Raw genomic sequence first — 20,604 nt, 5'->3', positions numbered from 1 at the left:
TGTGAGATATGAGATATGAGATTAGATATGAGATTAGATATGAATATTGAGAACTATTGGCTGTAAGATCAAGTATATTTTGAGAAGCGGTAGTGAATTAAATTTATATCGAGAACACAGCCAGGAGCCAGAACCAGATGGCGTGGATTTGCAATCCGTGCCGATTACTTCTACTTGCAACCGGCCCGACAATAAAAGATCTAAAACCTTAAAACCTAAATTTTAAAATTTGAATTCCGAACTTTTCCATCATACGCATCCTTACAAACCTTTTATTCCCGAAAACGCCACAAAACTTATTGTGGGTACTTTGCCGCCGCCGCGTTTTACTACAAGAGAACTAAAAGAAGGGGACGTGGATTTCTGCTATGGCAGCAGGGACGGAATGTTATGGCAGATCATTGACAGGATCTTTGATCTCGATCTCAAGTTTGAAAATACTCCCGAAGCCGTGAAACAGCGCAAGGAATTCCTGGCGGGTAAAGGTATTGGGATTTGTGACACTGTGGAAAGTTGCAGGAGGGATAAAGTGGATGCGTCAGACTTGGGGATGCTTCACGTTGAATTGCGTGATCTTCTAGGGATACTGCGGGAAAATGAAAAAATAGACACCCTTCTTTTCACAGGTGGCAATAGTAAGAACGGGCCGGAATTCTTCTTCAGGAAATTACTGAAGGAGCAGGATATAAAGATCAAAGTCATCTCTAATGATGTGCCGCGGGTTCACCAGTTCCTGCTGGATGGACGCTTGATCAATACCGTCTCCCTTACCGCACCATCAGGGTCGGCAAACAGAGCTATAGGAAGTATGGAATTGTATAAACATTTGAAAAAACAAGACCCCGAATTCAATACAATTGATTTCAGGGTCTTGCAATACCGTCAGTTTTTTGAAGACTAGACGGATTCTTTTTCCAGCGGATTTTTTATTTGCTGAGGTCTAGTAGTAAACTTTCCTCTTTTCGGTCGCAGTTTTCCAAAAGTAGGCAGGGGAGTTTTACCTCCTTTGTTCTTTTTTTTCTCCTTTTCCATTACTTTTTGTTCTGCTGATCTTTAATGTTTTTTTTCTCAAGATCAAACTCGTTCGTTTCTCTATCGCGGTTTCCTAATTCTCCACTAAGAGGATCATTATCACTGCTTCTTTTTCTTTTATCGTGTTTATCTTCTATGCGTCCCATAATTTCGTTTTTTGAATTCACTTCAAGATACGAAAATTTATACCGGGGCTCTATTAAATACTTGTTAATAAGAGGGTTAATTATCTTATGGAATTGATAAAGTCGGCAATCCCCGAGGTGCCGCTGTCAGTAAGTTGCTTAATAAATGCACTGCCAATAATTGCCCCGTTCGTCACTGCCGTAGCCTGCTCGAAACTCGTACTGTCTTTTATTCCGAATCCTACAATAAGAGGGTTCTGTAATCCCATTTTTGACACCCTGTCAAAATATTCTTTTTGTGCTTCGCCAAAACCTCCTGTTCCTCCCGTAACTGCCGCGGTACTTACCATATAGATAAACCCTTCGGAAGCTCTGTCAATCTCCCAAATTCTTTCTTCTGAAGTTTGTGGGGTAATAAGGAACACCGGAAGTAGATCGTACTGCTTAAATATCTCTTTGTACTGCAGCTCGTATTCTTCCAAAGGAAGATCGGGGATAATAAGACCGTCAATACCTATTTCGCTGCACTTGCGGCAGAATTTCTCTACCCCGTATTGAAGAATGGGATTAAAATACCCCATGATCAACAAAGGAATGTCGATGCTTTCCCTGATGTTTTCCAGTTGAGAAAAAAGTTTGTTGGTGGTCATGCCACTTTTTAAAGCAGCTTCAGAACTTTTTTGGATCACAGGACCATCGGCCAGGGGATCGCTAAACGGCAGCCCTATCTCCACCATGTCCACGCCGCTGTTTTGCAGCTCCTGTAAGATGGTTGTCGTATCTTCAGGTTCGGGGTATCCGGCTGTAAAGTATATGGAAAGCAGCTTTTTTGAAGGCTTTTCCTGAAGTTTTTGTTTGATTCTGTTCATGTTCTTTTTTTGAAACCTCACAGGTTTTAAAAACCTGTGAGGTTTGATTTTATTTTCCTTGCGTCAAGCTGAATTTGTTTTAGCTTCTCATTGATCCTGAAACAAGTTCAGGATGACGGGGTTTTCAATTGTGTTTTGCGTCAAGCTGAATTTATTTCAGCTTCCATCAGATCCTGAAACAAGTTCAGGATTACAGGGTTTTAATTTTGTTTTACATCAAGCTGAATTTATTTCAGCTTTTCATTGATCCTGAAACAAGTTCGGGATGACGGTTGTTTTCAATTGTGTTCTGCGTCAAGCAGAATTTATTTCAGCTTCCATCAGATCCTGAAACAAATTCAGGATAACGGGGTTTACAAATTAAAATGTTCGATATATGTGTTGAGGTCCTTGTCTCCACGCCCCGACAGGTTAACCACCACAACTTCATCTTTCTTAAATTTCCGCTTGTCAAAAATGGCAAGTGCATGGGCGGTTTCTATGGCGGGAATGATCCCCTCCAGTTTACAAAGTTGTAACCCGGCTGCCATAGCGTCTTCATCGGTGATAGAGATAAATTCTCCACGTCCTGTCCTAAACAGGTTGGCGTGCATTGGCCCCACTCCGGGATAATCAAGGCCGGCAGAAATTGAATAAGGTTCAGTGATCTGTCCGTCATCGGTTTGCATAAGCAGGGTTTTGCTGCCGTGAATGATGCCTTCCCGGCCTAGAGCAGAGGTGGCAGCGCTTTTTCCGGTAAGGATGCCCTCTCCGGCAGCTTCCACAGCAATGATATTTACCTTTGCGTTATCAAGGTAGTGATAGTAGATCCCGGCGGCATTACTGCCTCCACCTACGCAGGCCACCACATGATCTGGTGCCTCACGACCTTCTTTTTCCTTAAGCTGGGTTTTCACCTCTTCAGAAATCACACTCTGGAAGCGGGCTACCATATCGGGATAAGGATGAGGCCCTACAACAGAACCAATAATATAATGCGTATCCAGCGGATTGTTGATCCAGTCACGGATTGCTTCATTGGTTGCGTCTTTCAGGGTTTTACTGCCCGAAGTTGCCGGCACTACGGTAGCACCAAGCATTTTCATTCGCGCAACATTAGGAGCCTGTCTTTTGATATCCACTTCCCCCATATAGACAATACATTCAATCCCCATAAGGGCGCAAACGGTAGCAGTAGCAACTCCATGTTGACCAGCCCCGGTTTCGGCGATAATGCGGTTCTTGCCCAGGCGTTTTGCCATGAGGATCTGCCCCACGGTGTTATTCACCTTGTGTGCCCCGGTATGGCAAAGATCTTCCCGTTTTAAATAGATCTTTGCCCCATAGTTTTGGCTGAATCTTTCAGCAAAATAAAGTGGGGTCGGTCTCCCTACATAATCCTTCAGCAGTTGGCGGAATTCCTTTTGAAAATCCTCCTCCTGCATGATCTCTAAATATTGGGAGCGTAGTTCCTCCACGTTTGGGTATAACATTTCAGGAATAAAGGCCCCGCCAAAATCCCCGTAATATCCTTTTTCGTTTACTTGATAACTCATAATGTTCAATTATATAGCCGTTCCCTGAAGATCTTCAAAGCTTCGGCGTCTTTTACTGCCGGGGCAGTTTCAAATTTGCTGTTTACGTCAATACCGTAAAACAGGTCTTGATTTCCTTCTGTTTTGAAGTTGCTGTACAACAGTTTTATTGCAGCAATTTCTTCCAATCCTATACCGCCACTTAAGAAAAACGGTGTAGAAGACGGGTATTCTTTTAAAAGATCCCAATCGAAGGTGATCCCGTTTCCGCCTTTATTTTTTCCACGGGTGTCAAATAGAAAAAAATCAACTATGTCCTCATAGGGTTTTAGGCGGTCGAAATTAAAAACTTCTTTCATTCCAAAAACCTTAATGATCTCTAGAGGAGTTTCTGATCTGGAAAAATGATCTTTCAAATTCTCACAAAATTCCGGAGACTCCTCCCCGTGTAGTTGAACAGCTGCAAGATTATAATTTTTTGATTTTTCCAGGATCTCCTCTTCTGAAGCATTTACAAAAACTCCGGTAATCTTAATTCCCGGCTCTAAAATTTCTATTTCTTCTGAAACGTAACGCGGGGAATCCCTGTAAAAAATCAACCCAAGGTAATCGGGCTGTAAAGCCTCGATCCTGCTCAGATTGTCGGGCTCCCGCATTCCGCAGATCTTCAGTTTCAGGTCCATCAGTCTTTATTTTTTAATTTCTGAATAAATTCTAAAGCACTTCTTCCGGGATCTTCGGTTTTCATGAAATTTCCGCCGATAAGAAAGCCCTTAAATCCACTTTTTTGAAGCTCCAGTATTGCTGAAGTTTCACTAATCCCGCTTTCGGAGATCTTCACGTATTCGTTTGGAATCTTTTCGGCCAAAGCCTTGCTGATTCCCAGATCTACTTCAAAAGTTTTCAGGTTCCGGTTATTTACCCCAATCATATCTACGGTGTCAAAAATGGCATTTTCCAGCTCCTCTTCATTATGCACTTCCAGCAGCACCTCAAGACCAAGATCTTTTGCCTTTTTGGAAAGACTTTTGATCTCTTCGGGCTTCAGTATAGCTGCGATCAACAGGATCACATCTGCACCCATGGCTTTGGCTTCTACGATTTGATATTCGTCGATCATAAAATCCTTCCGAAGCAATGGAAGCTTCACTGTTTCTCGCGCAATTGCCAGATCATCCAGGCTGCCGCCAAAGAATTCCTCATCTGTTAGCACCGAAATTCCCGATGCACCCGCGGCTTCATATCCAGCCGTCACTGTGGCAGCATCAGCTTCCAGATTTATCTCGGGATGAGAAGGGGAGCGGCGTTTGAATTCTGCGATAATCCCCGTGGAGGAATTCTTAAGGTTTTCCTTTAACGAGTAACATTTGCGATGAAAGTGGGGCAGGAGTTGCAGGGATTCGGCAGGCACTTCTTCCTTTAGAATGGCCACTTCTTCTCTTTTTCTTGCTGCTATTTTATCCAGTATGTTCATTTCTATTTAACTAATTTAATTGCTGCAGTTTTTTAAGCGCATTTAAAGCACGGCCTGAACGCAGACTTTCCTTTGCTTCCAAAAATGCATTTTCCAGACCAGTATTTTTCGCGGTATTTATTGCCACTGCCGCGTTGGCGCAAACTACATTTTCCTGTGCTGCCGTACCTTTATTGCTAAGTACGTTCATGAAGATCTCTGCCGCTGATGATACACTGTCTCCTCCTGAAATTTCGGTTGCACTAATAGTTTTCAGGTGCAGGTCGGCCGGTCTTAACATGGCTTCGGTATTATTGGTGATCATTTTGGTATTTCCGGTAAGGGAGATCTCATCATAACCATCAAGGGCATGTAAAATGGTAAAATTCTTATCTGTTTTCTGGTAAAGATAAGCATACATTCTGGCGAGTTCCAGACTGTAAACCCCTACGACCTGATTCTTTGGAAAAGCCGGATTCACCATGGGTCCCAGCATATTGAAAAATGTTTTTACTCCCAGATTCTTCCTTATGGGTGCTACGTTCTTCATTGCCGGGTGAAATAAAGCGGCATGCAAGAAACAAATTCCCGCCTCATCCATACTTCTCTTTAAGAAATCCTGCTCATTGCTGAATTTTATTCCCAGGTGCTCCATGACGTTTGAACTTCCGCAGCTTGAAGACACTCCGTAGTTACCGTGCTTAGCTACATTTACTCCGGCGCCTGCCGTCACAAAAGAGGCAAGCGTGGAAATATTAAAGGTGTCCTTGCCATCGCCCCCGGTACCACAAAGATCAATGGGGTCATATTGAGAAAGATCTGTGGAAAGGCACATTTCCAAAAGTGCATCTCTAAAACCTTCCAGTTCTTCAAGGGTAATGCTGCGCATCATGTAAACCGTAAGAAAGGCGGCAATCTGACTGTCATTGTATTCGCCGGTAGAAATGTTCACCAAAACCTTTCTGGCCTCTTCCTTTGAAATGGTTTCGTGATTGATCAACCTGTTTAAAATGTCTTTCATCCTGCTAAATTGTTTCGGCTTCCCGATTATTTGATTCTTCTCTGCTCTTCTTTACCGGACTATTGATCCAGTTTGCAATCATCTTTTTGCCCTGTGGCGTTAAAACCGACTCAGGATGAAATTGCACTCCGCGCACATCAAAGTCCCTGTGGCGCAATGACATTACTTCCCCATTCTCATCATAAGAAGTGGCCTCCAAACAATCTGGCAAAGCTTTGTCTACTACCCATGAATGATAACGTCCTACTTCCAGCTCATTTTCTAATTGATCAAACAGAGGTTCATCTTCTACACATAATTTTATTTTGGAGGCTACTCCATGATGCACTTCTTCCAGATTAATGATTTTTCCTCCAAATACTTCTCCTATAGCCTGCTGACCTAAACAAACACCAAAAATGCTCTTTTTGGAGGCATAGGTGGAGATTATTTTTTTGAGAAGGCCTGCTTCGTCAGGAATTCCGGGGCCGGGTGAAAGCAGGATCTTGTCGTATTTTTCTATATCCTCGAGATCCACTTCATCATTGCGGCGTACAGTTACCACACAATCCAATTCCTCCAGATAATGTACCAGGTTGTACACGAAGGAATCGTAATTGTCGATTACCAGGACAGTTGGCTTAGCTCCTCCTTTGTTCTCTTTGGAGGGAAGGGAAGTACCGGTATTATATTCTTTATTTTCCATTTTTATTTTCTTTTTCTCTCCTTTTTAAGGAGGGGTGCCCGCAGGGCGGGGTGGTTATATCTCTTCTGCCAGTTCCAGTGCTTTTTTAAGTGCTCCTATCTTATTGTAGACTTCCTGTAATTCCCCTTCGGGTGTTGATCCTGAAACTATTCCGGCGCCGGCCTGGTAATAGAGTCGGTGGTTTTTACTTAAAAAAGACCTGATGATGATGGCGTGGTTGAAATTTCCATTGAAGTCCATAAATCCTATGGCACCACCATAAAAATCCCGATTGACATTTTCGTATTTTTCAATAAGCTGCATGGCCTTATGTTTTGGGGCGCCGCTTAGTGTTCCTGCGGGAAAAGTATCGGCCACCATTTGCATGGTGCTTACATCCCCATTTTTAATACCTGTTACTTTACTCACCAGGTGGATCACGTGAGAGAAATACTGGATCTCCTTATAATTTTCAACCTTTACCTCTTTACTGCTGCGGCTTAGATCATTCCGGGCGAGATCCACCAGCATTACATGTTCTGCATTTTCCTTTTCATCTGCGGCTAAAACTTTTGCGCTTGCAGCATCCTGTTCATCATTTCCGGTACGTTTGAAGGTTCCTGCTATGGGATGTATTTCGGCTTTCCCTTCCTTCACCACCAGCTGGGCTTCAGGGGAACTTCCAAAGATCTTAAAACTTCCGTAGTCAAAATAGAAGAGATAGGGAGATGGATTCACATTCCGCAAGGCGCGGTAGACATTGAATTCGTCACCTTTAAATGCCTGAGAAAACCTTCGGGAAAGGACCAGTTGAAAAACGTCGCCGCGGTGGCAGTGTTCTTTAGCCTTTAAAACCATCTGGCGGTAACCTTCATCGGTTTCATTTGAAGCCGGTTCTCCTTCCGCAGAAAAAGCATAGGAAGCGAAATTCTTGACTTTGAGAAGTTGCTCTATTTGCTCAAGATTGCTCTTTGAATTAAAGCTATGGTCGAATATATAAGCCTCATTGTTGAAATGGTTAATGGCTATTATATTCTGATAGATCGAATAGTTGATCTCCGGGATTTCCAGATCTTCCTTTTTCTTTGAAAGGTTAAGCTTCTCAAAATACTGCACACCATCATAAGCGATATAACCAAAAAGCCCTTCGTTGATAAAATTAAAGTCGGGACCTGTAGTGCTGAATTTTTTAGAAAACCCATGAATACCAGCAGGAACGTCAAATTCCGGTGAAATTTCAGTTTCTTTGGAAGTACCGTCGGGAAAGGATTCGATAAATTGCCCTTTTTCAACCTTTACTCCTGCAATAGGGTTGCAGCAAATGTAGGAGAAGCTGTTTTCGTTCCCGTGATAGTCACTACTTTCCAGCAACAGGCTGTTGGGAAAAATATCCCGAAGCCTTAGGTATACGCTCACAGGGGTAAAGGTATCGGCCAGGAGTTTTTTATAGGTAGTGTTGAGTTTGTACATGTTTTTCTTCTGTTTTTACTGAAATACGGACATAAAAAAAGGCTTGTCGTGATTGACAAGCCTTTGTATATGATTACAGGAGGTGTTGCTCACGACGATTCACGTAAGGACTTCCACCACCAGTTATTTTTGTTTATCATGTTCATTTGAATAGCAAATATAGAAGGGAATTATTTCTAAAAAAATATTTTTTGGAAAAATTTCTAAGGCATAAACAATCTGAAGTTGGAAAGGAGCTCTAAAAGAGCAGGTGATTCTTATATTTGTGAGCATAAATTTAAAAAATAAAATTATGAAAGAAATAAATCAGGAAGAGTGGAGAGAAAAAATTGCAGAAGATAATGATGCCGTTATTCTGGATGTTCGAACTGAACAGGAAGTAGAGGAAGGGTATATTCCCGGAGCAAAAGTTATTGATATCTATAAAGGGCAGGAATTTATCGATGAAATTGATAAGCTGGATAAGAGTAAGAATTATTACGTCTATTGCCGTAGTGGAAGCAGAAGCGGCCAGGCCTGCACTATCATGGATCAAAAGGGATTTAAAAACACCTATAACCTTCTTGGCGGATTTTCTCAGTGGGAAGGAGAGAAGACAGAATAATCCTACAAATAAATGTTAAAGTTCTAAAAGGCAGAATCCCGGAGATTCTGCCTTTTTTATTTTTTCATAACAGCAGCAGGAGCAAAGGTTATAAGGATATTTTAACATTTCAAAACCGGTATAATTACATTGATTTTTTGCTGTTAAATTCCCCAAAATGCTGATGTAGTCGCTGTTAAAAAGTTTCATTTAAAGATTTAATAACATAGATTCGAAAAATCTTTTAACAATAACCTAAAATCTTTACTATGAATTTAAAGAAGTACTACTCCGGTTTTGCGGCTGCTTTGGCCGTAACTGCAATGGTGTCGTGTTCCCAGGACGAAACGCCGAATTCACCAACTCCAGAGGAGCCTCAGGCTGCCCAGTCCTATTCTGAAATTATCCCGGGCCAGTACATTGTCGTATACAGGGAAGAAGGAAAAATGAGTGGCGATCACCAGCTTAACAGTTTGCAGGTTCAGCAAAAAACTCAGGCTGTATTAACCATGAACGAGGTGGAAGGTGCCGAGATCGTAAATGTTTATAGCGCTGCACTATCGGGCGTGACACTAAGAATGTCCAAAAGTGCTGCTCTAAAATTGAGCAAAAGCAATGATGTTGCTTATGTAGAGCAAGACAGGATTGTAGCTCTTGCCCCTCCATGTGGGACTAAAAATGGCGAACCATGTCCAGATGACGGCGGTGGCGATACTGGTGGAGGAACAGGTACTCAGACAACGCCTTATGGAATAACACGCGTTAATGGCGGAGTTGCCTACACCGGTAGCAATGTGGCCTGGATCATTGACAGCGGGATCGACATTGACCATGAAGATCTTAATGTTGATGCTTCCCGTGGGTTTAACGCCTTTACTTCTGGAAGGGATGCCGGGTCTCCAGATGACAACAATGGTCATGGAACACATGTGGCAGGTACTGTAGCTGCTCTTGATAATAATGTGGGAGTAATTGGAGTTGCTGCCGGAGCAACCGTTGTTCCTGTAAAAGTACTTGACAGCCGTGGAAGCGGATCTTATTCCGGAGTTATTGCCGGGGTGAACCACGTAGCTCAATACGGTCAAACAGGAGATGTTGCCAATATGAGCTTAGGAGGACCAACTTCTAAAGCGCTTGATGATGCAGTATTAGCTGCATCTTCAAAAGTGAAATTCGCTCTTGCAGCGGGTAATGAAAGTGCAGATGCCAATAATTCCTCACCGGCCAGAGTAAATGGAACAAATATTTATACAGTTTCTGCACATGATTCTTCAGACAGGTTTGCATCGTTCTCTAACTATGGAAATCCACCTGTAGATTACGCAGCACCCGGAGTATCAATTAACTCAACATGGAAAAACGGCGGGTACAATACTATTAGTGGAACTTCAATGGCCTCACCACACGTAGCCGGTATCCTTTTATTGGGTAACGTCTCTTCCGGGGGAACAGTATCGGGAGACAGGGATAACAATCCAGACACTATTGCTGTACATTAAGAGACAAAAATTTTAAAAAGAAAGCATCCTTCGGGGTGCTTTTTTTAGTTTTAATGACTTTGGTCAGCCCTGCGGCAAAGTGTTATAAGTACCTTTATACAAACTTTACCACCCATGCGTACTCTCGGATTAATTGGCGGCACTTCCTGGCATTCGTCCATAGTTTATTACCGGCTCATCAATGAGATGGCCGGGAAAAGGACAGGATCTCAAATAAACCCTCCCCTCATACTTTACAGTCTTAATGTAGAACTTATGCGGGAGCATGATATTGATAAAATAAAAACAACTTATTTGCACATAGCGCGTAAGCTTGAAATTGCCGGCGCCCGGGCAATAGTTATCTGTGCCAATACCCCACACCTGGTGTACGAATATGTGCACGATAAAATATCCATTCCCATTTTACACATTGCCGATGCTATAGGGATGGAAGCTACTCGTAAGGGTTATAAGAAATTGGGGTTGCTGGGCACACGGGCTACAATGAAAGGAGATTTCCTTCATAAGCGACTTAAAGAGAAATTCGGGATTGAAACTGTTATTCCTGAAGAGGATTTTATGGATGAGATCCACCACTATATTGCTGCGGAACTCACCCGCGGAAAATTTACTGAATCTGCAAAGTCTTTCTTTCTGGACCATATCCAGTTGCTAAAAGAAAAAGGGGCCCAGGCAGTGATAATGGGTTGCACCGAACTACCGCTTTTAATAAGTGAAGAGGACACAGACCTTCCTTTGTTGCAAAGCACTAATCTTCATGCAAAAATGGCTGTGAATTTTATCTTTCAAAAAGAACAGACAGGTACATAAATAAAGAAGAGAGATCCCCCAATCTCTCTTCTTCATTTTAAACAAAAATTTACAAATTACCTTTTGATTAGATCATGTCTTAACTAAAGGTAAGTGTAAAGATAACGTATGTTTGCTTTTAAAACCTATGGGTGAATTCCCCTAATTTTTAAGCATGAAATCTTCTGTATTTCGCCATGAGGAACATATATGCCGCATAGGCTACAAGACCGGCAGCCACTACTCCCATTAACCATGGACCATAGGCCGAATCCTGAAGGAATCCAAAAGCTTCCTGTGTTGTCTTTATTTCTGAAGGATTAGAATTTACAGCAGCCTTGACTGCAAAGAATCCAATGATCACCAGGATCACCCCACGGGCACTCAAACCAAATTCGGCAGTTTTCTTTATGCTCTCTCTTTTCTTTTTGTCGTCAAGGGCAGCAAGACCAAGTTTCTTATAATAATCGTTCTTATAGGCTTTTACAAATTGGAAAATACCGGCGATGATAATTCCTACACCTACTATCCCAATGATCCAGAGTCCTGTTTCACTTGCCAAAAAAGAGGATTTTTGGGCAGAACCGGAGGAGCCCGAACTACCTCTTCCCGACCCGAATGCTTTTAAGGCCGCAAGAACCCCAAAGCCCAGATACAGGAGTCCACTACAAAAGAATGCGATGCGTTTTGCCGCACCCTTTTTGTCATCTCCAATATTCTCTGGATCCTTTATAGCCTGTATAAATCTCCAGGCAGCATAACAGGCTAAACCTATCGCCATTAAAATAAGCAGGATGTTACCGAATGTTTGTTTTTCCAGAAATTCAAGAACCTTTAACTGCCCTGCCTTTTGGCCACCCATATCAAAAGCGGCTTTAAAGGTCAAAACGCCAATAATTCCATATACCACTCCCTTTGCCACAAAGCCGGTGCGGGCCATAGTCTTAATCTTACTGTCTATCATAATTTTGGTGTTGGTTTTTTTCTAAATTAAAGGAAAGAGACGTGATCCACCAATGAATTATGTATATTTTAAGGTATTGTCCTTAAAAAGCTAAGAAAAAGGAAAAAAATGTGGTTTACCCGGGGCCTCTTTTACGGCTTAAGCAGCTCCTGTAATTTTGGGTTCTCTGCTTTTTGAGCATAGGTGTATGCAGTATTCCCCTTCACATCCCTCATTGATTTATCTGCTCCGTTTTCCAGCAACAGGTGAGTGATCTCCAGTTGATTGAACATCGCTGCGAAAATAAGAGGTGTAGCCCCGCCGAAATTCCTGGCATTGACATCAGCACCACGGTTGATCAACAGCCGGGCGATTTCAAGGTTGCCTTTGAAACATACTCCCATGAGGGCTGTATTTCCCGCAACGTCTTTTGCATCAATATCGGCAGCATGCCCGAGCAGGACCTTTGAGACTTCAGGTTGTTCATTGTAGGTTGCAAGAACAATAGGAGGGAAGCCTTTTTCATCCTTTTGGTTTGCCAGGGAAGGATCCTGCTTCAGCATTTGTTCGACTGCTTCGGTTTTACCCGATCTAATATTTTCGTAGAAATCCATATCTGTATATTATGAGGAATCAAAATGTAATTTTTAAAGCAAATTTTTTTGAGGTTGAATTAATCTTAACCTGTACAATCCAACTTCTGTTTGAATTTAGTATTTATAAACCAGGAATGGTACCTGTACCTTTGCTTTTTTGCTCGGCAGAACCTTCCGGTGGATACTGGATCTTGTCTTCGATCTCTTTGATATGCTCAGGATCGAATTTAGGCAGCTGCAAGTCTCCTTTCTCTTTCCATTGGCGAACCTTCTCTTCGGCAGTTTTGGATTTTTCCTTTGAAAGACCGGTATCTTTTCCGAAGTAAATGGTTTGAGATGGGAAAGCGAAACCTGTACCGCTCTCTCCAACCACATCCATGATACGCAGGAGCAGGTCTTCCTTCACTTCCAGGTATTCATCATAGGTGCTCACCTTTATATACGTAAAAATTTCAAGGTTTATGGAATCCGATCCCAATTCTATGAAGCGAACCCTTGTAGTGTCTGAAGTTACTATGGGATGAGCATATAAAATGGATCTCAACTCAACCAGGAGATATCTTATTTGGTCTGGAGTGGTTTCATATCTTAAACCTATGACTGTATTAAACCAGAATTTATCCCGGTGGGCATAATTTTCAATTTTACTGGAGGAAAATTCCCCGTTGGGAATAGTAACTACTGTCCTGGCTAGGGTCCTTATCCTTGTCGAACGCATCCCCACCTTTTCCACGGTTCCTACTGTATCTCCCACTTTACAGAAATCACCTACTCTTATTGGCTGGTCGGTAATAAGGGTTACACTCCCCACAAAATTTTCGATAGTTTTTTGAGCTCCCAGGGCAAGGGCAATACCACCAATTCCCAGGGCAGCAAGCCCGGTGGTGACATCTACTCCTATAGTTCCTAAAACGGCAATTATACCAAAAATTATGATTGCAATTTTCGCAGCCCTTTTCAAGAAAAGCGCAACAGAGACTCCCGAAAGATTTCCGCGGGAACTCATCCTGTTTGTGCTAAAGTTTCCTAAGAATTCTGACAGGCGCCACAAGAGGATTAGGAAAGCCAGCAAACCAATAATTATCGAGATGCCACTAAATCGCTGCCGCAGGATGATACTAATTCCTATTTCCTGTGACAGCATAACAAAAAGCCATACTGCAAGATAAAGTTTGACCGGCAGGGATAAAGCCTTTAGCACCCCGGCAGTAGGCTCTGTTCGGGCTCTTTTCCAGATAAGGGGAATAATATAAAGGAAAAAATGGATGATGAGCCAGGCAACTACGTACGAAAAAGCAGCTAACAGCAGGATGGCCAGCCATTGTCCAATTGTTGCTCCCCACAGCTCATATCGCTCTAAAATTGGCGGCATTATACGGCTAAGAAGCAGGACATTTTCTTCCAGGACCGAAAGCTCCTCAATATATTGTACGGTTTGATCTGAAAACAACCAGAGTGGTCCTCCCAAAGGTCCTTCTACCTTTTCGAGCAAAATATCATAATCTTCCCCCGAAGAGCTAATCGTTCCCACCCGCTCCAAATGATTGGGCAGGTCGTCATCAAGCCGACCCTCAATATCTTTGCTCAGCCACGAATAGGGCATCATTTGCCCGCGTTGATTGAGCAGGATTTGAAGTTCCCTTGCCAGTTCGGCACTTCGCTCATCTTCTAATCCTCCTTCAGGAATTTTAAAATATTCACCCGCCAGATCATAATTTTTATCGGCTACGGCAGAGATGAATCCGGCGACACTTCCACGGGGAGTACGTCTTTTTAGGGCATCTTCGGGCCATTCGGGTTCTTCGGCTTCTGTTTCAGATTGCATTCCCGGGATTTGCGCATGCATTTCGGCAGAAGCCAATAGCTGAAAAACAAAGATTAAGCTGAAGAGTATTAGAATATTTCTTTTAAAAATGGGGTTTTCGGGGAAGGTTTCTGTCATGATTCTCAGCTGAAGGTTCTGCTAAATAAGGTGCCGAAAATGGCATTTTTGATCTGCTTTTCTTCGGAATTTTTCAGGAAGATATAAAGATAAGAAAAATCAAATAAGCTACTGAAGGTGTTAAGGAAGCTTTTAGATTTCCAGGACGGCTAAGCCTCTTCCGAAGAAAGTTTTCGCGGCACGGTACGTCGATGCTGGATGTACATTTTCACATCTTCCAGAATGAGATAAAGACAGGGCACAATTAACAGGATAATGGAAGTGGCAAAAACGATCCCAAAGCCAAGCGAGATAGCCATGGGAATAAGATAATAAGCCTGGCTTGAATTTTCAAGAATAATAGGAGTCAAACCTCCAAAAGTGGTAAGCGTAGTAAGTATTATTGGCCTGAAACGGCGGAGACCTGCTTCGTGAATGGCTTCATAAATGGAACTGTTCTTCCGCTTTTTATTGGCATAATCAATCATGATAAGGCTGTCATTCACCACTACGCCCGTGAGGGCGATCACCCCCATTAGGCTCACCAGGGAAAGATCGTAACCCAAAAGGATATGTCCTATCACTGCACCTACGATCCCAAAAGGGATAGCTGCCATCACAATAAGCGGCTGGGCATAGCTGCTAAAGGCTATTGCCAGTAGCACATATATGATCAACATGGCCATGGAAAAGGTGTCCCAAAGGGTGTCTGTTGACTCGCGCATATCGGCCTGGCTACCTTCAAAGGTCCAGGTAAGCCCCGGGTAATCGGCCCGCAATAGTGGCAGTACTTCATTCTGGATCGCTGCAAGCACCTGTCCTACAGTATTGGCGGGTTCTACATCCAGGCCTACGTTCACCACCCGGCGGCCGTCGCGCCTGTTGATGCTGCTAAAAGCCTCATCTTTTTCTATCTCTACCACATCCATCAAAGGCACCTCCACTCCTTGCGAGGTTCTTATTAGAAAATTCTCCAGGTTTTGAATATTTCGTCTCTCCTCCAGGGGCAGTTTTACCCTCACCTCGATCTCGTTTGTGGCCCGCATTTGCCTCATGGCCAAAGCTCCATAAAAAGCATCCCTTACCTGCCGCCCAACCTCGTTGGAGGTGAGGCCAAGATTTCGCCCCTGTGGAAGGAGCTTGAAATCGAATTGCTGCTTTCCTTTATTATAGTTGTCATTAATGTCGCGGGTATTTTCAAAAGCCTCAAGTCTTTGGGAAAATGCCGTACTGGCTTTTTCCAGCACCTCAATATTGGTGTGGCTAAGATCAACACTTATTGCCTGTTGATAGCCGCCGGGGCCGCGCTCGGCTTCAAATGTTATCTGGTCTACACCTTCAATTTCACCAATATTATCCCGCCATAATTCGATTACCTCCCTGGCAGTCATTTCCCGTTCATCGGGTGGTTTCATCACGATCTCCACATCAATAAAGTTTTGTCCTCTCACATTGGTTTTCACCCCTTCGGCAGCTTCAAAAAGGTTGTGCTTTTCAAACATTTCAAAGGTAGAGTTGGTGATCTCTTCGGCTACTTTCGCGGCTTGTGGGGTAGTGGTGCCTTCGGGCAGGCGCACCCCGGCTTCGATTTCATCGGCAGCTACTTCGGGCATCATGATCATTCCCATATGGTCGCTGTAGCCATAGCCGCCCACCATAATTAAAAGTGCAATGGCTGCGGTAAGGGTTATATAGCGATACTTGAGGGATTTGTCGAGAAGCGGCCGGTAATAATTCTGTATAAATCTGTCAAAAGCATCAGCAAATTTTTGCTGCCATTTTTCCAGTTTGAGGGCCAGACCTTTTGGCTTTTTCTCTTTAAGATGGCCAAGATGGGAGGGGAGGATGAACAGGGCTTCCAGCAGGGAAACTGCAAGGATCACGATCACCACTACGGGTAAAGGCCACCAGAATTTCCCTGTTTCCCCCGGCAAAAGTAACAGCGGTACAAATGCGATAATGGTGGTTGCTATACTAAAGACCACAGGTCTGGAAACATCTTTGGTTCCGGCAATGGCGGCCTGCATGGGTTTGAGGCCTTTCTTACGATATTCATATACGTTTTCTCCTACTACAATGGCATCATCGACTACGATACCAAGCACCACGAGGAATCCGAACATAGAGATCATGTTGATACTTACGCCCACCAGTGGAAGAAAAATTATTCCCCCTATAAAGGAGATGGTCATCCCCATCATCACCCAAAACGCCAGTCGGTATTCAAGGAACAGGGTGAGGATGATCAAAACTATGCCTATTGCCATTAAGCCGTTTTCTGTTAGCAGGGACAGCCGATCACTAAAGTCTTCGGCGCGGTTGCTGTCTATGCGGTAACTTACTCCCGGCGGCAACCTAAAGTCATCCAGTATTTCCTGTACCGTCTCGGCAATAACGAGGGGAGACTGGTCTCCGACCCTAAAGATCTCCAGGCTCACTGCCGGCTGCCGATTAAACTGTCCGTGAAAGCCTGATTCTTCAAAACCATCGGTTACTGTAGCTATTTCACCCAGGGTTACCTTTGCTCCTGAATTGGAATTGATAATTGCAATCCTCCTGAATTCTTCTGCCCATTGTTTCCTCTCTTTCATCCTGAGCAGGATCTCTCCCGATGCGGTTTCCACGGCTCCGGCCGGCACATCTTCGCTTGATTCAGCTACGATTCGGGCTACTTCGTTCAGGGTAAGGTTATATTTCCGCAGGTTATTTCGGGGGATTTCTATATGTGTAAAATAATCGGGCACATTCCCCAGATCTACCTGGGTGATCTCCGAATTGCTAAGCAGGATATTCCGAAGTTGTTCTCCAAGTTGACGCAGGGTCCAGATATCCACCTGTCCATACAGGCTTATTTCCATCACATCCTGCTGCTGCAACTGAAGGCTTACCTGGGGCTGTTCAATATCATCGGGAAAGGTGCGAATCCTGCTTACGGCCTGATCAATATCCTGAAAAGCTTTCATTCGGTTGGCGCCCGCTATGAGTTCAATGGCAATTTCCCCCGAACCTTCCCTGGCGGTAGAAACGATCTCCTTTATCCCCTGTATCCCGCGAATAGCCTCTTCAACCGGTAACAGGATTCCCTGCTCCACTTCGGCAGGAGCAGCTCCCGGATACTGTACATTTACATTGACATAATCTAACTGAAACTGAGGAAAAACTTCTTTCTGGATCTGTAGCATGGTCCAGATACCACCGGCTATGAGCAGGACCATCATTAAATTAGCAGCAATAGAATTGCGCGCCATATATGCAATGACTCCTTCCTTCCTGGTATTTGACTCTTTTTCGGCCATTACTCTATGCTATCCTTTTCGCTTCCTTTCTTTTGCGCAGTAGTATCTTTCTCTGTACGTAAGGCTATTCCTTCGGCTACCGTACTCAGGTTGGTGGTGATAATCTTTTCTCCCCCTTGCAGCCCCTTGCTTATATATGCGTACTGGTTATCGGTTAATAAAACTTCCACTTCTTTTATGCTGAGTTTTCCATCCATCATGACCCACACTTTATTATTATCGCGCAGGTAATCCCTGTTAAGCCGTACCACGTTCGATATCTCATTTCCTTCCACCAAAGTTTCCACAAAGGTGCCAATGATGAGCTCGGGTTTCCCTGCAGCTGTGTCCTGGGCAAGAGGATCCGGCACTTCCACCAGAATTCTCGCCTGTCGGGTTTGATTGTCTAGAGCTCCCACCTGGCTGGCAAGATATCCAGTACGGTAGGTGTCGGGTGGCCAGGCTGCAGTGTTCCTAATTTGAACGGGAGATCCTTTTTTATGTTCTGAATCGGGAAATGTTAGCCAGCGCAAACGGGAAACCGGCAGACTCAGGATCACTCTATATTGCTCGGTACCTACAATTCGGCCCAGATCTTCACCGGGAGCAACCTGTGAGCCGGTGGTCACATTTTGTGTGATAATATGAGCATCAAAAGGAGCACGAATGGTACTACGATCCAGATCCAGGCGGGCTTGATCTACAGCTGCCTGTGCAGCCTTTATCCTCGCCCTTACCGCGTTGAGCTGAGGTTGCCGCAACACCAGGGATTTTTCCTGCTGCGTCAAAGTTTGACCTCCCACCAGTTCAAGATCCTGTTGTGCCACTTCCTGGCGTCCCATTTCCACATCAAGTTCCGTTTGTGCCTGTAATAGTTCACTTTGTCGCAGTTCAAGGTTGTTCCGATAGTCTGCAGGGTCTATTTGCAGGAGCACTTCCCCTTTCTTTACAAATCCCCCGGGCACAAAAGCAGGGGCACGACGCACTACTTCCCCACCTACACGGGCACTAATGATCACATCTTCTACAGGTTCCACTGTGCCCGTAGCAACCAGCAAAGGCGCAAAATTGCCTTCTTCTGCTTCTGTCACATTTACCAACATGGCCATTTCTCTTGTAGCTCCCTCTTTTTGGGCCGTGGGTTCACTCATAAAAATAAAAGAGGTCACCACTATTGCCAAAACAATAATGCCTATGCAAATAAGAATGATCTTCTTTGTACTCATGTTTTTACATTTAAAGGCTGGTTTCTCGTTGGATATCAAAGGCACCTGCCAGGGCCCTGTACAGGCCTATTCTTATCTCCAGCAACACCTGCTGCGCCTCAATTATTTCCCTTTCCAGTTGCTGTTGCTCATCAAGCGCCAGCAGTACATCCAGGTATGGGCTCAACCCGTTGAGGAATTCAATTCTAAGTTGCCGGGAAGTTTTATTCGAAAGCTCAATTCTTCTTTCAAGTACCTCCAGCCTTTCAAGTTGTTTTTTTTCCTGAAGAAGTGCGTACTCGACTTCCTCAAAAGCTGTAAGAACTGCCTGTCCATATTCAAAAAGTCGTTGATTCTTTACTGCTTCAGCACGATCTACTTCTGCTGAAAGTCTTTTACCGTAAATAAGTGGTGCCACTAAATTACCGGCCAAACTGTAGGTCCAGTTCTCGAACAGGTTGCTTACTTCCGAAGAATTAAAACTCCCGGTTGCGTCGAGGGAAATAATGGGAAATTTACTCCTTACCGCATATGCCATTTCCCGGTCGGCTGCCAATACAAGATTATAAGCCCTTTGCAGATCGGGCCTGCGACGAATTAGTTCCAGAGGTAAACCGGTATCAGGTAGCGGAGGCATTGAAGGTAGAACGCCAGATCGAAAATCTTCTATGTTCTGTGGCGGGCGCCCCAGCAGTACTGCCAACCGGTTCTCCAGTACTTCAAGATTAGTTTCGTAAAAGATCCTTAGATCGCGTGTGCTTTCCAGCAGCTGTTCCTGCCTCAAAATGTCAACAGCACGTATTTGTCCGCCGGCAAATCGGGCGCGGATCAATTTTACAATATCTTCATTGGTTTGGATTTGTTCCTCAATAAGCGCCAGCTGTCTTCGGGCAGTGAGAAGCTCATACCAGGTGTTAGTGATCTCGGCCGAAATTGTCATCGCAGCGGTTTGATAGTCGCGTAAAATAGCTTCAGAAGTATATTTTTCTGCTTGTATTCCGGCACGAATGCGGCCCCAGAGATCTATCTCATAGGAGGCAGCAAGACCGGTCTCTAATCTCATGTCCCGGGAGAAAATTGTTGGCCGTCCGTCTTTTGAGACTCCCGCAAAGGCATCTACCTGAGGAAAAAGTAAAGATTTTTCCCTTTTCACAACAGCTAGGGCAGCCTGGTATTCCTGCCAGTTTCCGGCCAGCATAAGATTCTCCTGCAAGCCCTGTTCCACCAGGGAATCAAGGATAGGATCCTCAAAGCTCGTCCACCATTCATCGGGAAGGGGAGTGGCGCCCGGGGTTGAAAATTCCTCAGGTTCGGGGATAGGAGCTTCCTGCGGTGCGAGCCTGGGAGTGCAGGAAATAAGAATAAAAGCGCCGAGACCAAGGAGCAGCCTGGAGCTCTCAAAGAGGTAAGTTCTTGAGGGAAGAGTGAAATATGTGAATTCCGGCTTCAGTTAAAATTGATGTTTAAGTTGAACTTCATCTTCAAACCCTTAAAGATCGAAGGGTTTTAAAGTTACAGATTTTTCGCATATAGGCAACCGGGATAAAAAGGTCTCAAAAATGACATTTTTGGAAGGTATTCCGGGGCTTATTCAAAAAATTATAGAATATACAGTTACAACTAAAACACTTCAAGTTGATTT

18 protein-coding genes are annotated in these 20,604 nt (G+C 44.0%); 4 read left to right on the top strand and 14 right to left on the bottom strand.

Annotated elements, in window-relative coordinates:
* The first annotated feature begins 229 nt into the window (after window positions 1–229).
* The gene (locus LA313_RS12470; protein ID WP_228915470.1) at window positions 230–901 is read left to right on the top strand and encodes a uracil-DNA glycosylase family protein; all 672 of its coding nucleotides are present in this window, start codon (window positions 230–232) and stop codon (window positions 899–901) included.
* A gap of 130 nt (window positions 902–1,031) precedes the next feature.
* Here LA313_RS12470 and LA313_RS12465 read toward each other — a convergent pair whose 3' ends face one another.
* From LA313_RS12465 to LA313_RS12430, 8 genes are all read right to left on the bottom strand, one after another.
* Complete coding sequence (locus LA313_RS12465; protein WP_228915467.1) at window positions 1,032–1,178, bottom strand: hypothetical protein; 147 nt, start codon at window positions 1,176–1,178, stop codon at window positions 1,032–1,034.
* Window positions 1,179–1,258: 80 nt separating this feature from the next.
* On the bottom strand, window positions 1,259–2,026 hold the full coding sequence (gene trpA / locus LA313_RS12460; RefSeq protein ID WP_228915465.1) for a tryptophan synthase subunit alpha: 768 nt from the start codon (window positions 2,024–2,026) through the stop codon (window positions 1,259–1,261).
* A 353-nt stretch (window positions 2,027–2,379) separates the two neighbouring features.
* Entirely contained in the window at window positions 2,380–3,561 is a 1,182-nt protein-coding gene (gene trpB, locus LA313_RS12455) for a tryptophan synthase subunit beta (protein ID WP_228915463.1), read from the bottom strand.
* Window positions 3,562–3,566: 5 nt separating this feature from the next.
* Window positions 3,567–4,223 (bottom strand): phosphoribosylanthranilate isomerase, encoded by a 657-nt coding sequence (locus LA313_RS12450; protein ID WP_228915461.1) that lies wholly within the window; start codon window positions 4,221–4,223, stop codon window positions 3,567–3,569.
* Window positions 4,223–5,014, bottom strand: a complete 792-nt coding sequence (trpC, locus tag LA313_RS12445; RefSeq protein ID WP_228915458.1) for an indole-3-glycerol phosphate synthase TrpC — start codon at window positions 5,012–5,014, stop codon at window positions 4,223–4,225. Before trpC ends, LA313_RS12450 begins: the two co-directional genes overlap by 1 nt.
* A 10-nt stretch (window positions 5,015–5,024) precedes the next feature.
* On the bottom strand, window positions 5,025–6,014 hold the full coding sequence (gene trpD, locus LA313_RS12440; RefSeq protein ID WP_228915456.1) for an anthranilate phosphoribosyltransferase: 990 nt from the start codon (window positions 6,012–6,014) through the stop codon (window positions 5,025–5,027).
* 4 nt (window positions 6,015–6,018) lie between these two features.
* The gene (locus LA313_RS12435) at window positions 6,019–6,699 is read right to left on the bottom strand and encodes an anthranilate synthase component II (protein WP_228915454.1); all 681 of its coding nucleotides are present in this window, start codon (window positions 6,697–6,699) and stop codon (window positions 6,019–6,021) included.
* A 54-nt stretch (window positions 6,700–6,753) separates the two neighbouring features.
* Entirely contained in the window at window positions 6,754–8,148 is a 1,395-nt protein-coding gene (locus tag LA313_RS12430; RefSeq protein WP_228915452.1) for an anthranilate synthase component I family protein, read from the bottom strand.
* Window positions 8,149–8,440: 292 nt separating this feature from the next.
* Between LA313_RS12430 and LA313_RS12425 the strand changes: the two genes are divergently transcribed.
* The 3 genes from LA313_RS12425 (at window position 8,441) to LA313_RS12415 (ending at window position 11,043) form a co-directional block, all read left to right on the top strand.
* The gene (locus LA313_RS12425; RefSeq protein WP_228915450.1) at window positions 8,441–8,752 is read left to right on the top strand and encodes a rhodanese-like domain-containing protein; all 312 of its coding nucleotides are present in this window, start codon (window positions 8,441–8,443) and stop codon (window positions 8,750–8,752) included.
* 248 nt (window positions 8,753–9,000) lie between these two features.
* Window positions 9,001–10,230, top strand: a complete 1,230-nt coding sequence (locus LA313_RS12420) for a S8 family serine peptidase (RefSeq protein WP_228915447.1) — start codon at window positions 9,001–9,003, stop codon at window positions 10,228–10,230.
* A 114-nt stretch (window positions 10,231–10,344) separates the two neighbouring features.
* Entirely contained in the window at window positions 10,345–11,043 is a 699-nt protein-coding gene (locus LA313_RS12415) for an aspartate/glutamate racemase family protein (RefSeq protein ID WP_228915446.1), read from the top strand.
* A 148-nt stretch (window positions 11,044–11,191) separates the two neighbouring features.
* On the opposite strand, the gene LA313_RS12410 is transcribed toward LA313_RS12415, so the two are convergent.
* The 6 genes from LA313_RS12410 to LA313_RS12385 all read right to left on the bottom strand — a co-directional run bounded on the left by LA313_RS12410 (window position 11,192) and on the right by LA313_RS12385 (window position 20,319).
* On the bottom strand, window positions 11,192–11,986 hold the full coding sequence (locus tag LA313_RS12410; protein WP_228915444.1) for a DUF1206 domain-containing protein: 795 nt from the start codon (window positions 11,984–11,986) through the stop codon (window positions 11,192–11,194).
* A 131-nt stretch (window positions 11,987–12,117) separates the two neighbouring features.
* On the bottom strand, window positions 12,118–12,579 hold the full coding sequence (locus tag LA313_RS12405; protein WP_228915443.1) for an ankyrin repeat domain-containing protein: 462 nt from the start codon (window positions 12,577–12,579) through the stop codon (window positions 12,118–12,120).
* A gap of 103 nt (window positions 12,580–12,682) precedes the next feature.
* A complete protein-coding gene (locus LA313_RS12400) occupies window positions 12,683–14,503 on the bottom strand; it encodes a mechanosensitive ion channel family protein (protein WP_228915442.1) in 1,821 nt (606 codons plus the stop codon).
* Between the two features lie 149 nt (window positions 14,504–14,652).
* The gene (locus LA313_RS12395) at window positions 14,653–17,778 is read right to left on the bottom strand and encodes an efflux RND transporter permease subunit (protein WP_228915438.1); all 3,126 of its coding nucleotides are present in this window, start codon (window positions 17,776–17,778) and stop codon (window positions 14,653–14,655) included.
* A complete protein-coding gene (locus tag LA313_RS12390) occupies window positions 17,778–18,983 on the bottom strand; it encodes an efflux RND transporter periplasmic adaptor subunit (RefSeq protein ID WP_228915435.1) in 1,206 nt (401 codons plus the stop codon). The genes LA313_RS12395 and LA313_RS12390 overlap by 1 nt, the downstream gene beginning before the upstream one ends.
* 10 nt (window positions 18,984–18,993) lie before the next feature.
* Window positions 18,994–20,319 (bottom strand): efflux transporter outer membrane subunit, encoded by a 1,326-nt coding sequence (locus tag LA313_RS12385; protein WP_333473563.1) that lies wholly within the window; start codon window positions 20,317–20,319, stop codon window positions 18,994–18,996.
* Window positions 20,320–20,604: the final 285 nt, after the last annotated feature.

The sequence above is a fragment of the Salinimicrobium sediminilitoris genome, assembly GCF_020866905.1.
GTDB lineage: Bacteria > Bacteroidota > Bacteroidia > Flavobacteriales > Flavobacteriaceae > Salinimicrobium > Salinimicrobium sediminilitoris.
The sequence above is the reverse complement of the archived record's forward strand: the minus strand, read 5'-3'. Positions and strand labels throughout refer to the sequence as shown.

What these genes read in the sequence shown, in the direction of transcription:
- LA313_RS12465 (WP_228915467.1), bottom strand. Translation starts at nt 1,178, where the DNA reads ATGGGACGCATAGAAGATAAACACGATAAAAGAAAAAGAAGCAGTGAT.
- trpA (WP_228915465.1), bottom strand. Translation starts at nt 2,026, where the DNA reads ATGAACAGAATCAAACAAAAACTTCAGGAAAAGCCTTCAAAAAAGCTG.
- trpB (WP_228915463.1), bottom strand. Translation starts at nt 3,561, where the DNA reads ATGAGTTATCAAGTAAACGAAAAAGGATATTACGGGGATTTTGGCGGG.
- LA313_RS12450 (WP_228915461.1), bottom strand. Translation starts at nt 4,223, where the DNA reads ATGGACCTGAAACTGAAGATCTGCGGAATGCGGGAGCCCGACAATCTG.
- trpC (WP_228915458.1), bottom strand. Translation starts at nt 5,014, where the DNA reads ATGAACATACTGGATAAAATAGCAGCAAGAAAAAGAGAAGAAGTGGCC.
- trpD (WP_228915456.1), bottom strand. Translation starts at nt 6,014, where the DNA reads ATGAAAGACATTTTAAACAGGTTGATCAATCACGAAACCATTTCAAAG.
- LA313_RS12435 (WP_228915454.1), bottom strand. Translation starts at nt 6,699, where the DNA reads ATGGAAAATAAAGAATATAATACCGGTACTTCCCTTCCCTCCAAAGAG.
- LA313_RS12430 (WP_228915452.1), bottom strand. Translation starts at nt 8,148, where the DNA reads ATGTACAAACTCAACACTACCTATAAAAAACTCCTGGCCGATACCTTT.
- LA313_RS12425 (WP_228915450.1), top strand. Translation starts at nt 8,441, where the DNA reads ATGAAAGAAATAAATCAGGAAGAGTGGAGAGAAAAAATTGCAGAAGAT.
- LA313_RS12420 (WP_228915447.1), top strand. Translation starts at nt 9,001, where the DNA reads ATGAATTTAAAGAAGTACTACTCCGGTTTTGCGGCTGCTTTGGCCGTA.
- LA313_RS12415 (WP_228915446.1), top strand. Translation starts at nt 10,345, where the DNA reads ATGCGTACTCTCGGATTAATTGGCGGCACTTCCTGGCATTCGTCCATA.
- LA313_RS12410 (WP_228915444.1), bottom strand. Translation starts at nt 11,986, where the DNA reads ATGATAGACAGTAAGATTAAGACTATGGCCCGCACCGGCTTTGTGGCA.
- LA313_RS12405 (WP_228915443.1), bottom strand. Translation starts at nt 12,579, where the DNA reads ATGGATTTCTACGAAAATATTAGATCGGGTAAAACCGAAGCAGTCGAA.
- LA313_RS12400 (WP_228915442.1), bottom strand. Translation starts at nt 14,503, where the DNA reads ATGACAGAAACCTTCCCCGAAAACCCCATTTTTAAAAGAAATATTCTA.
- LA313_RS12395 (WP_228915438.1), bottom strand. Translation starts at nt 17,778, where the DNA reads ATGGCCGAAAAAGAGTCAAATACCAGGAAGGAAGGAGTCATTGCATAT.
- LA313_RS12390 (WP_228915435.1), bottom strand. Translation starts at nt 18,983, where the DNA reads ATGAGTACAAAGAAGATCATTCTTATTTGCATAGGCATTATTGTTTTG.